This window comes from Streptomyces sp. VTCC 41912 (genome assembly GCF_045799175.1).
Taxonomy (GTDB): Bacteria; Actinomycetota; Actinomycetes; order Streptomycetales; family Streptomycetaceae; genus Streptomyces; species Streptomyces albulus_C.
Genome location: NZ_JBJMAB010000018.1, coordinates 97215 through 110606, shown reverse-complemented (window position 1 = coordinate 110606; position 13392 = coordinate 97215). Strand labels below are relative to the sequence as shown.

Here is a 13392-nt window from a genome sequence, read left to right as displayed (position 1 = left end):
GAGCATCCGTGAGCGCCCGGGTCCCCGTCCGTCAACGGATCATCACCAGCTCCCTGTTGGCCGTCGCCGCCCTCTACTTCCTCGCGCCCGTCTACTGGCTGGTCGTCTCGGCGACCAAGAGCAGCGCCGACCTCTTCGGCACCTTCGGCTTCTGGTTCTCCGACCACCCCCGGCCGCTGGCGTACCTCACCGGTGTCCTGACGTACGACCACGGCGTCTACGCCCGCTGGTTCGCCAACTCGCTGCTCTACGCCGGCGTCGGCGCGGTCTGCGCCACCGGGCTGTCCGCCGCGGCGGGCTACGCGCTGGCCAAGTTCCCCTTCCGGGGGCGGGAGACGGTCTTCGGCCTGGTGCTGGCCGGGGTGCTGATCCCGAGCACCGCACTGGCCCTGCCGCTGTACCTCCTCTTCAGCGCGCTGGGCCTGGCCGACACCTACGGTGCGGTGCTGATCCCCAGCGTGGTCAGCCCGTTCGGGGTCTACCTGTGCCGGATCTACGCGGCCGCCGCGGTGCCCGACGCGCTCCTGGAGGCGGCCCGGATCGACGGCGCGGGGGAGGCGCGGATCTTCGCCGGGCTGGGGCTGCGGCTGATGGGACCGGCGCTGGTCACCGTCTTCCTGTTCCAGTTCGTGCACATCTGGAACAACTACTTCCTGCCGTTGGTGATGCTCTCCGACTCCGACCTGTACCCGGTCCAACTGGGGCTGACGACGTGGCTGGGCTACGCGGACCGGCAGCCGGTGCTCTACCAGTACACGGTGGGCGGCGCGCTGCTGTCCGTACTGCCGCTGATGGTGCTGATGACGGTGCTCCAGCGGTACTGGCGCACGGGATTGACCGAGGGGAGCGTCAAGGCGTGACGTCCCCCCGACACCGGCGCCGGGGCGTGACAGTATCGCTGTCATGACTTCTTCCGACGCTGCCGCGACCCCGGCCGAGACCCCGTCCACCCCCGGCGCCAAGCCGGCCGCCCGCGATCCGTGGGACCTGCCCGACGTCTCCGGTCTGGTGATCGGCGTCCTCGGCGGCACCGGCGACCAGGGCCGCGGCCTGGCCTACCGGTTCGCCAAGGCCGGCCACAAGGTGATCATCGGCTCCCGGGCCGCCGAGCGCGCGCAGGCCGCCGCCGAGGACCCCCAACTGGGCGGCCTGGGCGTCGAGGGCGCCGCCAACGCCGACTGCGCCCGCCGCAGCGACGCCGTGATCGTCGCGGTGCCGTGGGAGGGACACGCCAAGACCCTCCAGGCGCTGCGCGAGGAGCTGGCCGGCAAGCTGGTGATCGACTGCGTCAACCCGCTCGGCTTCGACAAGAAGGGCGCCTACGCGCTCAAGCCGGAGGAGGGCAGCGCCGCCGAGCAGGCCGCCGCGCTGCTGCCGGACTCCCGGGTCACCGCCGCCTTCCACCACCTCTCCGCCGTCCTGCTCCAGGACCCCGAGGTCGCCGACATCGACACCGACGTGATGGTGCTCGGCGAACGCCGCGCCGACACCGACCTGGTGCAGGCGCTGGCCGCCCGCATCCCCGGGATGCGCGGCGTCTTCGCCGGCCGGCTGCGCAACGCCCACCAGGTCGAGTCGCTGGTCGCCAACCTGATCTCGGTCAACCGCCGCTACACGGCGCACGCCGGCCTGCGGGTCACCGACGTCTGAGCCGGCACACCGCTGCGGGGGAGGGGGCGGCGGGGGCGGCGCGGGCCATAAGGGACACTGGAACGGACCGCACGACCCGACAGGAGCCGACCCCATGCCCTCCCTGCCCCCGCCCGGACCGGACCGGCGCCTCGCCGTCCTCGCCCTCGCCGTGTGCGCGCTCGCCGTCGCCGCGGCGGTCGTCTCCTTCGCCCGGGGCAGCTTCATCGGCATCGTGTGGATCCTGCTGGCCGGCGTCTCCAGCAACATGGCGTGGTTCTACTTCCGCAAGGCGAAGCTGGAGCGGGCCCGCCAGGCCGAGGCCGCCGGCTGACCCGCCGGCCGCGCCCCGGTCAGGCCGTCCCGCCGATCTGCGGGACCTGCGGCTCGCCCTGCCAGAAGCGGTAGAACTCCTGGCCCCAGTAGGTGTCCCAGGTCGACACGCCCAGTCCCCGCAGGACCGTGTGCACCAGGTCGAAGAAGACCTGGTTGATCTCCGGCACCCACAGCAGCACGAAGACCGCCAGCATCCCGAACGGCGCGATCGGCGCGACCTGCCGCCGGACCCGGTCCGACAGCCACGGTTCGAGCACGCCGTAGCCGTCCAGCCCGGGCACCGGGAGGAAGTTCAACAGCGCCGCGGTGACCTGGAGCAGCGCCAGGAACGCCAGCGCGTAGCGGAAGGCGTCCGGCACCCCGTCCAGGGCGTGCAGCCAGAACGGCGCGCTGACCACCACGGCGAACAGGACGTTGGTCAGCGGCCCGGCCGCCGAGATCAGGCTGTGCCGCCAGCGGCCCCGGATCCGGCCGCGCTCGATGAACACCGCCCCGCCCGGCAGCCCGATCCCGCCCATGATCACGAAGAGCACCGGCAGCACGATGCTCAGCAGCGCGTGCGAGTAGACCAGCGGGTTGAGGGTGAGGTAGCCCTTCGCGCCCACCGTGATGTCGCCGCCGTGCAGGGCGGTGCGGGCGTGCGCGTACTCGTGCAGGCACAGCGACACCACCCAGCCCGCCGTCACGAACAGGAAGACCGCGAAGCCGGTGCTGGCCGCGAGCGTCCCGCTCCACACGGCCCAGCCGGAGACCGCCAGGACGGCGACGAGCGCGAGGAAGACCGGACTGACGCGGCGGTCGGCGCGCGGGATTGCGGTGGTCATCGGTACGGGTCTCCCAAGGGTGGGTCGCGGGCGGGGCCGGGCCGCGGCGGGCCGCCCCGACCGTATCCGCGGTGCGGCCGCCGGCGCACGGCCCCGTTGCCGGCCGCGCCCCGCCGACGGAAACGCCGCTCGGTACGCGGAGAGTTCCGCCGGTGACCGACAATGGCCCGGTGCGTTACGGAATTCTCGGCACCACCCAGGTCGGCGAGGCCGACGGCACGCCCGTCGTCGTCGGCGGCGCCCGGCTGCGCGCCCTGCTCGCGGCGTTCGCGCTGCGCCCCGGCCGGGCGCTGCCCGCGGACGTCCTGATCGCCGACGTCTGGGGGATGGACCCGCCGGCCGACGCGCCCGGTGCCCTCCAGGCGCTGGTCGGCCGGCTCCGCCGGGCCCTGGGCCGGTCCGCGATCGCCTCGGTCGACGGCGGCTACCTGCTGTGCGCCGAGCCGGACGCGGTCGACCTGCACCGCTTCGAGCGGCTGACGGCGGAGGGCGGCCGGGCGCTGGACGCCGCCGACCCGGGCCGCGCCGCCGCCCTGCTCGACGAGGCGCTGGCCCTGTGGCGCGGGCCGGCCCTGGCCGATCTGCCCGAGGCGACCGTCGAGGCGGCCCGCGCCGAGAGCCGCCGCCTGGACGCCCAGCGCACCCGCTTCGCCGCCGACCTGGCCCTGGGCCGGGCCACCCGGGCGCTGCCCGCACTGGGCGCGCTCTGCCAGGACCACCCCCTGGACGAGCCGCTCCAGGCGCTCCGGCTGCGCGCCCTGCGCGCCGCGGGCCGCACCGCCGAGGCGCTCGCCGCCTACGAGGCGATACGCGCCGACCTCGCCGACCGCCTGGGCGCCGACCCCGGACCGGAGCTGCGCGCCCTGCACGCCGCGCTGTTGCGGCCGGACCTCGCGGCCCCGGCGCCCGAGGGGGCGGCCGCGCCGGGGGGCCCGACGGGCCCGCCCCGGCCGTCGTCCGCCGCCCTGCCCGCGCCGGCGGACGCCCCGGTGCCGCCGGCCGCCCGGCCCGGCAACCTCCGCGCCCGCCTCACCTCCTTCGTCGGCCGGGAACACGACCTGGACGCCCTGCGGGCCGACCTCGCCGCGCACCGGCTGGTGACGCTGCTGGGGCCGGGCGGCGCCGGCAAGACCCGGCTCTCCCAGGAGGGCGCCGAGGCCGCAGCGGCCGCGCTGCCGGACGCCTGGCCGCACGGTGTCTGGTTGGCGGAGTTGGCGCCCGTGGACGATCAGCGGACCGTGCCGGAGGCGGTGTTGACCGCGCTCGGGGCCCGCGAGACCGTCGTCCGCGGTACCACCGCCGAGGGGCTGCGGGCCGCCGCTGACCACGGCGCCCGGGACCCGCACGCCCGGCTCGCCGAGCACTGCGCGGGCCGTCGGATGCTGCTGGTGCTGGACAACTGCGAGCACGTGATCGGGGCCGCCGCGGAACTCGCCGAGCGGCTGCTGATGGCCTGCCCGGGCGTGACCGTGCTGGCCACCAGCCGGGAGCCGCTGGCCGTGCCGGGCGAGGTGGTGCGGCCGGTGGAGCCGCTGCCGGACCCGGTCGCGCTGCGGCTGCTCGCCGACCGCGGGGCCGCCGCCCGCCCCGGCTTCCGCCTCGACGCCGACGAGGAGACCGCACTGGCCTGCGCGGAGATCTGCCGCCGGCTGGACGGCCTGCCGTTGGCGATCGAACTCGCCGCCGCCCGCCTCCGCATGATGACGCCCCGTCAGCTCGCGGACCGGCTCGACGACCGTTTCCGCCTGCTGACCAGCGGCAGCCGCACGCTGCTGCCCCGCCAACAGACCCTGCGCGCGGTGGTCGACTGGTCCTGGGACCTCACCGACGAGCCCGAACGCGCGGTGCTGCGCCGGCTGTCGGTCTTCGCCGGCGGGTGCGACCTGGCCGCCGCGGAGGAGGTCTGCGCGGGCGACGGCGTGCCCGCGTACGAGGTGGCCGGCCTGCTGGGCTCGCTGATCGACAAGTCGCTGGTGGTCGCCGCCCCGGCCGACGAGGGGCCCGGCGCGCGGGGCCTCCCCGGCGCCCGCGACCTTGCGGCCGGGCGCGCGCCGCGGACCGGGGCGGGTGCCGGCGGGCAGATGCGCTACCGGCTGCTGGAGACGGTGGCCGAGTACGCCGGGGAGCGGCTGGACGAGGCCGGGGAACGGGCCGCGGTCGAGCGCCGCCACCTGGTCGCCTACCGCGAACTGGCCCGCACCAGCGACCCGTTGCTGCGCGGCCCCCGACAGCGCGCGGTGATCGACCGGCTGGAGCTGGAGCACGACAACCTGCGCACCGCGCTGCGCCGGGCCGTCGCCGCCGGGGACGAGCAGGAGGGGCTGTGCCTGGTGCTGTCGCTCCACTGGTTCTGGTCGTTGCGCGACCACCGCGGCGACTCCTGCACCTGGGCGGAGGCCGTCGCCGCACTCGGCCCCAACCCCTTCGCCCGGCCCGTGGAGGTCGCCCCCGAGCTCCCCGCGCGGCCGATCGACGCACCCCCGCCGATGCCGCCCGAGCAGCTCGTGGAGGCCCGCCGCGAGGTCCGCCTGGTGGCGCTCGCCAGCAACGACCGCAACGTCGAGTGGCTGCGCGACCCGGACGGGCAGGAGGAACTGGCCGGGATCATCGCCGCCTACCGCGGCGGCATGCCGCAGACCTGCAAGGTGCCCGGGGTGCTGTGGTACCACGCGGTCCTGATGACCGGCCGCTGGCGGGAGTTGGTCGAGATGCTCGACCAGGCCGTCGAGGGCTGTCGCGGCTTCGGCTACGACTGGGAGCTGGCCTACGTCCTCCAACTGCGCTCCAAGATCCTCAACGACCGCCCCGGCCAGTTGCCCCGGGCGACCCGGGACGCCGACGAGGCGCTCGCGATCTTTGTCCGGCTCGGCGACGTCTGGGGCGCGGCCGAGGCGCTGGCCGGCCGCGGCGAGTCCGCCGAGAAGCGCGGCGACCACGCCGCCGCGGTGCGCGACTACGAGGCGGCGATGGTGTACGCCGAGCAACTGGGCGCGCACGGCCAGACGCTGCTGCTGCGGGCCCGGCTGGGCGCCGTGCTGATCGAGGACGGCCGGCCGGAGGACGGCCGGCGGCTGCTCAAGGAGGTGCTGGCCGAGGCGGAGGACGCCCACAGCGGCCGGGACGCGGCGTGGTTCACCCGGATGACGTTGGGCATGCACCTGGCGACGGAGGGCCGCACGCACGAGGCCCGCCGGGAGTTCCTCGTGGTGCGGGAGGCGCTCACCTCGCACGACTCCGACATGTTCCTGGGCCTGCTGGACGCCTCGCTGGTCTCGCTGGACGTGGACGAGGGGCAGCACGGGCCGGAACTCCTGCCGCGGATCCGGCAGGCCGTCACCCAGGTCCGGGACCCGCTGGTGGAGCTGGTCGCGCCGGACCTTCCGGTGGTGCTGCTGCTGACCGGCGCCCGGGTGTTGACGGCGGTCCGCGGCGCGGCCGGGGCCTGGGACGCGGCCCGGCTGATCGGCGCTCACGACGCGCTGCTCGTCAGCCCGCACGTGACGCCGCTGGCCAACCGCCGGGACCGGGCCCGCACCGAGGAGGCCGTCCGGGCCCTGCTGGGCGACGCCGCCTACGAGGCCGCGCATGCCGAGGGCGGCGGCCTCGCGTTGGACGAGGCCGCCGCCCTCATCTGACGCGAGCCGGGCGGGCTGGACGGTCCGCGGGGCACGCCCCCGCGGACGCCGCGTCAGGTCTTGGTGCGGAACTTCCGCACGGCGAGCGGCATGGTGATCGCCGTGATGGCCACCGCCCAGCCGAGTGTGATCAGCGCCGGATGGGCCACCGCGCCCTGGCCGTTGAGCAGCGCGCGGGCCGCGTCGGCGAGGTTGGAGAGGGGGTTGACCTTGGTGAACGCCTCCAGCCAGCCGGGCATCTGCCGGGTCGGCGCGAAGATCGACGAGCCGAACTGGAGCGGCATCAGGACCAGCATCGCCATGCCCTGCACCGCCTGCGGGGTCTTCACGCTGAGCCCCAGCAGGATGAAGATCCACATCAGGGCGGCGCCGAAGACCGCGGACAGGGCGATCGCGGTGGCGAACTCCAGCAGGGAGCCGTGGATTTCGAGGCCCAGCAGGAAGCCCATGCCGAGCAGGATCGCGATCGCGAGGAGCATCCGGCCGAGCTCGACCACGATCTTGGCGATCAGGACCGAGGACCGGGCGATGGGCATCGTCCGGAAGCGGTCCATCACGCCCTTGCGGAAGTCCTCGTTGACGCCGCTGCCCACCGCCATGGCGATGTTCATGCCCATCATCGCCATCATGCCGGGCACCAGGTACTGCACGTAGGCGTGCTGGTTGCCCTTGCCGGCGATGGCGCCGCCGAAGACGTAGACGAACAGCAGGATGAAGATCACCGGCATCAGCACCGCGTCGAACAGCGTCTCCGGGTCGTGCTTGATCTGCACGAGGTTGCGCCGCACCAGCGCACCGATGTGCCGCAGGTTGGCCCGGAGGCCGATCCGGCCCTCGTCGCCGCCGGTCGTGCCGACCGGCGGCACCGTCATCGTCGCGGCACTCATGCCGACACCCCCGCGTACTCCTCGTCGTGCAGAGCGGAACCGGTCTCCGGGGCGGTGGCCCCGGACGTCTTCTGGCCGGTGATCGCCAGGAACACCTCGTCCAGGCTGGGCAGGTGGGTGCTGATCCCGGCCAGTGCGAAGCCTCGGGCGCCCAACACCCCGACGACCGTGGTCAGTTGTTCGTCGCTGACGATGGGGACGTTGACCACGCCCTCTTCGTGGTCGGCGGTGGCGCCGCTGATGCCGTCCAGACCGGCCTGGGCGACGGCGCCCACCATCCGGTCCAGCTCGGTCGGGTCGGCCGGCCGGACCTGGAGGGTCCGCCCGCCGACCTTGGCCTTCAGCTCCTCGACCCGGCCCTCGGCGATCATCTGGCCGCGGTCGATGACCGCCAGTTCGTCGGCGAGCTGCTCGGCCTCCTCCATGTACTGGGTGGTCAGCAGGACCGTGGCGCCCTCGCGGACCATGCGCCGGACCTCCGCCCACACCTCGTTGCGGGTGCGCGGGTCCAGGCCGGTGGTGGGTTCGTCCAAGTAGAGGACCGCGGGTTGGCCGATCATCGAGGCGGCGAGGTCGAGCCGGCGCCGCATGCCGCCGGAGTACTTCCCGGCCGGCCGCTTGGCGGCCTCGGTGAGCGAGAACCGCTCCAGCATCCCGTCGGCGCGGCTCCGGGCGTCCTTGCGGGACAGGTCCAGCAGCCGGCCGATCATGTAGAGGTTCTCCCAGCCGGAGAGCTTCTCGTCGACCGAGGCGTACTGCCCGGTCAGGCCGATCCGGCGGCGCAGGGCCCGGGGCTGGCGCACCACGTCGCAGCCGGCGACCACGGCGTGCCCGGCGTCCGGCACCAGGAGCGTGGACAGGCAGCGCACGAGCGTGGTCTTGCCCGCGCCGTTGGGGCCGAGGACGCCGAGCACGGTGCCCTCGCGCACGTTCAGGTCCACCCCGTCGACGGCCTTCACCTCGCCGAAGTGCTTGACCAGGCCGCGCACCTCCACGGCGTTGCCGCCCTTGGTGGTTATCGTCTGTCGCGTCATGCCAGCAAAGGTGCCAGCCGCCGCCGACAGCGCACCGACAGGCCGCCGACAGCCCGTGCGGAACGGTTGTCGACGGCCCGTCGGCGGACGGTCAGTGGAAGGTGTGCTCCTCGGCGGGGAAGGCGCCGCCGACCACGTCCTCGGCGAACGCCCTGGCCGCGCCGCCGAGCAGCTCGCGCAGGGCGAGGTACTGCTTGACGAACCGCGGCACCCGGCCGGCGTTGAGGCCCGCCATGTCGGTCCACACCAGCACCTGGGCGTCGCACTGGGCCCCGGCGCCGATGCCGACGGTGGGGACGTGCAGCGAACGGGTCACCTCGGCGGCCAGTTCGGCCGGCACCGCTTCCAGGACCACCGCGAACGCCCCCGCGTCCTGCACGGCCTTGGCGTCCCGCAGCAGCTGCTGGGCGGCTTCCTCGCCGCGGCCCTGTACCGGGTAGCCGCCGTAGGCGTGCACCGACTGCGGGGTCAGTCCGACGTGGGCCATCACCGGGATGCCGGACGAGACGAGCAGCTCCACCTGGTGTGCGGAGCGCTCGCCGCCCTCCAGCTTGACGGCGCCGACCCCGGCCTCCTTGACCAGTCGGGTGGCGTTGCGCAGGGCCTGGACCGGGCCCTCCTGGTAGGCGCCGAACGGCAGGTCGGCGACGATCAGGGCGCGCTTGGTGCCGCGCACGACCGCCGCGGACAGCAGGGCGATCTCGTCCATCGTGACCGGCACGGTGGACTCGTAGCCGAGGTGGCAGTTGCCCATCGAGTCGCCGACGAGCAGCACCGGGATCCCGGACTCGTCGAAGACCGACGCGGTCATCGCGTCGTAGGCGGTGAGCATCGGCCACTTCTCGCCGCGGCCCTTGGCGGCGGCGATGTCACGGACCGTGACCCGGCGCGAGCCGGTGCCGCCGTAGAGGGTCTTGGTGTTCTCCTTGGCGGGCTTGCCGGTGGGCTCTGCGGTGGCCCCCGCGGCCGGCTCCTGGGCAGGCGAAAGCGTCATGGTGACGACTCCTGTTTCTCCATCTCGAAGCACCCTGACGGTGTCTCCGGACTCCCGTCCATGCTGGCACGGCCTCTCGGGGGAGGAAAGGGGGCGGGGGTGGGAGAAGGTCTGGGTGGGTGGGTGGGGGAAGGACTGCGCGGGTGGGTGGGGGAGTGGTGGGCCGGCCTGTCGGGTCGCTTCGGGTTCGGTGACTTCGGTGACGCCGGTGATTCCGGCGAACCGGTGGCTTCGGCACGCCCCAACACCGATACGGAACGGTTCCGTATCGCAATGAGCGTATGGTGGCGCCATGGCGACCTCACCGACCCCACCGGGCGCCCCGGGCGCTCCCGCCGCCCCGGTCATCCCCGCGCACATCCACCGTCGGCGCTGGGTGATCCTCACCGTGCTGATGCTCAGCCTGCTGATCGTGGTGCTGGACAACTCCATCCTCAACGTGGCGATGAAGACCATCGCGACCCCGGCCCCCACCGGCCTCGGCGCCACCCAGAGCGAGCTGGAGTGGGCGATCAACTCCTACACGCTGGTCTTCGCCGGGCTGCTGTTCACCTCCGGCCTGCTCGGTGACCGACTCGGCCGGAAGAAGGTCCTCCTCTTCGGCCTGGCGGTCTTCGGCGCCGGTTCGGTGCTGGCCGCGGTCTCCTCCTCGCCCACCCAGCTCATCGCCTTCCGCGCCCTGATGGGCCTGGGCGGCGCGTTCGTGATGCCGGCCACCCTCGCGATCCTGATGAACGTCTTCGAACGCGAGGAACAGCCCCGGGCGATCGGCGTCTGGGCCGGTGGGGTGGGGCTGGCCATCGCCGTCGGCCCGATCGCCGGCGGACTGCTGCTGGACCACTACTGGTGGGGCTCGGTCTTCCTGATCAACGTCCCGATCGTGGTGTGCGCCCTGGTCGCGATGGTGATCGTGGTGCCCGACTCCAAGGACCCGGCCCCCGGCAAGCTGGACCCGGCCGGGGTGCTGCTCTCGGTGGTGGGCCTGGTCCTGCTGGTCTTCGGGATCATCAAGGGGGGTCAGCTCGCCGACTTCACCGACCCCGCAGTGCTCGCCACGGTCCTCGGCGGGCTGGTGGTGCTGGCCGGTTTCGTCGTCCACCAGAAGCGCAGCGACCACCCGTCCATCGACATCGGCTACTTCCGCAAACCGGCCTTCTCGGCCGCCGTCGCCGCCATCGCGCTGGTCTTCTTCGCGCTGATGGGCGTCACCTTCTTCATCGTCTTCTACGTCCAGAGCGTGCGCGGCTACAGTCCGCTCGACTCCGGGCTGCTGATCCTGCCGCTGGCCGCCGCCCAGCTGATCTTCGCGCCGCGGGCCCGGCTCGCGGTGGACCGCTTCGGGGCCCGCGCGGTGTGCACCGTCGGCATGCTGGTGGTCGCGGTCACGATGGCCGGGATGCTGCTGCTGGGCACCGACACCCCGATCTGGGTGCTGGAGGTGCTGTTCTTCCTCCAGGGCACCGGGATGGCGCACATCATGCCGCCGGTCACCGTCGCGATCATGCAGTCGCTACCGCGCGAGAAGGCCGGCTCCGGCTCGGCGCTCAACAACATCTTCCGGCAGGTCGGCGGCACGCTCGGGGTCGCCGTCCTGGGCTCGCTGCTCTCCACCAGCTACCGCGACGGCATCCAGCACACCCTCGACGCGCTGCGCGGCGTGCCGGGCCCGGTGCGGACCGCGGCCGGCGAGTCCATCGAGGCCACCCTCGGCCTCGCCGCCCGGCTCCGCCCGCTGCCCGCCCATGTGCTGATCGAACGGGCCGACGAAGCCTTCCTGCACGCCATGCACGTCACCGCCCTGGGGGCGGCGGCCGTCTCGATGGTCGGGGCCGTGGTGGTCGTGCTGTTCCTGCCGGGCAAGATGGACCCGGCACCGCACGCGGCGGAGCCGTGGGGTGGGCGGAAGGCGGGCGCAGCACGATGAGCCGGGTGGCGGAAGACCGCGGGCGGACGGCCGGGGCGCGCACGGGTGGGGCGGCCCCCCGGCGTCGGGGCCGTCCGCGCAGTGCCGCGGCCGACTCCGCCATCGTCGAGGCGGTGCTCCGGCTGATCGAGGACGGCGTTCCGATAGCCGAGCTGTCCATGGAGCGGATCGCCCGCGAGGCCGGTGTGGGCAAGGCCACGCTCTATCGCCGCTGGTCCGGCAAGAGCGCGTTGCTGGTCGACGTGATGCGGTCGATGGACGTGCCCTGCCCGCCGCTGGAGGGCGTCTCGGTCCGGGACGACCTGGTGCGGCTGTTGGAGTTCCTACACCGCCGCGGTCTGGCCAAGCGCAGTTCGGCCGTGTTGCGCACGGTCGTCAGTCACGTCGAGGCGCAGCCCGAACTGTGGGCGGAGTACCACGAGACGGTCGTCCGGGCCCGGCACGAGGTGCTGCTGGGGGTGCTGCGGCGCGGGGTGGCCACCGGTGAGATCCGCGCCGACCGCGACCTGGACACCCTCGCCGCCCTCTTCGTCGGCCCGATGCTGGCCCGCGCGCTGCTCCACGAGTGGCAGCAACTCCCCGAGGGGCTCGCGGAGGACGTCGTTGACACGGTGCTGGAGGGGGTCCGGCCACCGGCGGCCGAGCCGGGCACCGGCCCGGGAACGTCGGCGCGCTGACCGGGCGGCGGGGGCCGTGTGACCGGACCATGCCCGTTGTGTCACAGCCGCCGTCACGAACCCGTAGGAGCGGAACCCCGGGCCGCAGGCATGCCGTCCTCTCCTGCGGGAACGCAAAAGACGGTCCGGTGGAACACGGATCTAAGAGTGCGTTTCACGGCCATCGCCTAGGGTCGACGATCACAGGTGAGGCGCACCGGAGCAGGGCGGCAAGGCAGTGAGGACAACGGTATGGCGCAGGCGTACATGACGGAGCCGGGACAGGGCCAGGGGTCCGAGCGGGGCGGTTCCCGGTCCGGGCGCCTGCGGAACTGGTGGCGGCGCGAAGGGATGTGGCGGCGCGGCATCGTCCTCGCGGTGTTCGCGGTACTCCTCGGGCTGGCCATGGTGCTGCACGCCCGGATCCCCAACACCGTGGGGAACCTGGGCAGTTTGCTGGAGACGTTCCTGCCCTGGCTGGGGCTGGGCGTTCCGCTGCTGCTCCTCTGCGCACTGCTGCGCCGCTCGGCGACGGCGCTGGTGGCGCTGCTGCTGCCGGCCGTCGCCTGGGTCAGCCTCTTCGGCGGGCAGCTCACCGACAAGACCGGCACCGGCGGCAACTTGACCGTGCTCACCCACAACGTCGACGCGGGCAACCCCGATCCGGCGGGCACCGCCCGGGACATCGCGGCCTCCGGCGCCGACGTGGTCGCGCTGGAGGAGTTGACCGGCACCGCCCTGCCCGCGTACCGCAAGGGCCTGGCCGAGGCGTACCCGTACCACACCGTGCAGGGCACCGTCGGTCTGTGGAGCAAGCGCCCGCTGGCCGACGCCCGGCCGGTCGACATCAAGATCGGTTGGGTCCGCGCGCTGCGCGCCACCGTCACCGCCGCCGACGGCCGGAAGGTCGCGGTCTACGTCGCGCACATGCCGTCGGTGCGGGTCTACGTCGACAAGGGCTTCACCGCCAACCAGCGCGACGGCAGCGCCCAGGCCCTCGGCGAGGCGATCTCCGCCGACCCGGTCCAGCAGGTCGTGCTGCTCGGCGACCTCAACGGCACCATGAACGACCGGTCGTTGGCCCCGCTGACCTCGCAGCTGCGCTCCGCCCAGGGCGCGGCCGGCGACGGCCTCGGCTTCAGCTGGCCGGCCGGCTTCCCGATGGCCCGGATCGACCAGATCCTGGTGAAGGGGATCGACCCGGTCAAGGCGTGGGTGCTGCCGGCGACCGGCAGCGACCACCGGCCGGTGGCGGCCACCGTGAAGGTCTGACCGGCGGCGGCGCGCCCGCGCCCCGCTCCGCAAGCCCGCGTTCCGTGGGACGGCCCTTGGGTCGTCCTGCTGACGCGGGCTTTTCACGTCCCGTTTTCGCGTCGGAATACTCGGGCTGGGAGACTTTGTTCCGATACAGAACTTTAGAACGTCGCGCGCCGCACACCGCGCGCCGCACCGCGCCTCCCCACCCCACCCCGA

Annotated in this window: 11 protein-coding genes; 7 read left to right on the top strand and 4 right to left on the bottom strand. The window is 73.7% G+C overall.

The window, feature by feature from the left end; genetic code table 11:
- Positions 1-8 precede the first annotated feature (8 nt).
- The 3 genes from ACJ6WD_RS24060 (at position 9) to ACJ6WD_RS24050 (ending at position 1963) form a co-directional block, all read left to right on the top strand.
- Positions 9-860, top strand: a complete 852-nt coding sequence (locus ACJ6WD_RS24060; RefSeq protein WP_376555321.1) for a carbohydrate ABC transporter permease — start codon at positions 9-11, stop codon at positions 858-860.
- 43 nt (positions 861-903) lie between these two features.
- Positions 904-1650 (top strand): NADPH-dependent F420 reductase, encoded by a 747-nt coding sequence (gene npdG / locus ACJ6WD_RS24055; RefSeq protein WP_407616468.1) that lies wholly within the window; start codon positions 904-906, stop codon positions 1648-1650.
- A gap of 94 nt (positions 1651-1744) precedes the next feature.
- Positions 1745-1963, top strand: a complete 219-nt coding sequence (locus ACJ6WD_RS24050) for a hypothetical protein (RefSeq protein ID WP_233659834.1) — start codon at positions 1745-1747, stop codon at positions 1961-1963.
- 19 nt (positions 1964-1982) lie between these two features.
- On the opposite strand, the gene ACJ6WD_RS24045 is transcribed toward ACJ6WD_RS24050, so the two are convergent.
- Positions 1983-2789: a site-2 protease family protein gene (locus ACJ6WD_RS24045; RefSeq protein WP_275464940.1), complete on the bottom strand. Its 807-nt coding sequence runs from the start codon at positions 2787-2789 to the stop codon at positions 1983-1985.
- A gap of 170 nt (positions 2790-2959) precedes the next feature.
- On the opposite strand from ACJ6WD_RS24045, the gene ACJ6WD_RS24040 reads away from it, so the two are divergent.
- On the top strand, positions 2960-6424 hold the full coding sequence (locus ACJ6WD_RS24040) for an AfsR/SARP family transcriptional regulator (protein WP_407616467.1): 3465 nt from the start codon (positions 2960-2962) through the stop codon (positions 6422-6424).
- Between the two features lie 53 nt (positions 6425-6477).
- On the opposite strand, the gene ACJ6WD_RS24035 is transcribed toward ACJ6WD_RS24040, so the two are convergent.
- The 3 genes from ACJ6WD_RS24035 to panB all read right to left on the bottom strand — a co-directional run bounded on the left by ACJ6WD_RS24035 (position 6478) and on the right by panB (position 9339).
- Positions 6478-7311, bottom strand: a complete 834-nt coding sequence (locus ACJ6WD_RS24035) for an ABC transporter permease (protein WP_233659837.1) — start codon at positions 7309-7311, stop codon at positions 6478-6480.
- Positions 7308-8345: an ATP-binding cassette domain-containing protein gene (locus tag ACJ6WD_RS24030; protein ID WP_233659838.1), complete on the bottom strand. Its 1038-nt coding sequence runs from the start codon at positions 8343-8345 to the stop codon at positions 7308-7310. Before ACJ6WD_RS24030 ends, ACJ6WD_RS24035 begins: the two co-directional genes overlap by 4 nt.
- Positions 8346-8436: 91 nt before the next feature.
- Positions 8437-9339 carry a 3-methyl-2-oxobutanoate hydroxymethyltransferase gene (gene panB / locus ACJ6WD_RS24025; protein ID WP_331249342.1) on the bottom strand — a complete coding sequence of 301 codons (903 nt, stop codon included), beginning with the start codon at positions 9337-9339 and terminating at the stop codon, positions 8437-8439.
- 292 nt (positions 9340-9631) lie between these two features.
- On the opposite strand from panB, the gene ACJ6WD_RS24020 reads away from it, so the two are divergent.
- The 3 genes from ACJ6WD_RS24020 to ACJ6WD_RS24010 all read left to right on the top strand — a co-directional run bounded on the left by ACJ6WD_RS24020 (position 9632) and on the right by ACJ6WD_RS24010 (position 13191).
- A complete protein-coding gene (locus tag ACJ6WD_RS24020; protein ID WP_233659840.1) occupies positions 9632-11263 on the top strand; it encodes an MFS transporter in 1632 nt (543 codons plus the stop codon).
- Entirely contained in the window at positions 11260-11940 is a 681-nt protein-coding gene (locus ACJ6WD_RS24015; protein WP_233659841.1) for a TetR/AcrR family transcriptional regulator, read from the top strand. The genes ACJ6WD_RS24020 and ACJ6WD_RS24015 overlap by 4 nt, the downstream gene beginning before the upstream one ends.
- Positions 11941-12270: 330 nt before the next feature.
- On the top strand, positions 12271-13191 hold the full coding sequence (locus tag ACJ6WD_RS24010; RefSeq protein ID WP_374206850.1) for an endonuclease/exonuclease/phosphatase family protein: 921 nt from the start codon (positions 12271-12273) through the stop codon (positions 13189-13191).
- The last annotated feature ends 201 nt before the right edge of the window (positions 13192-13392 follow it).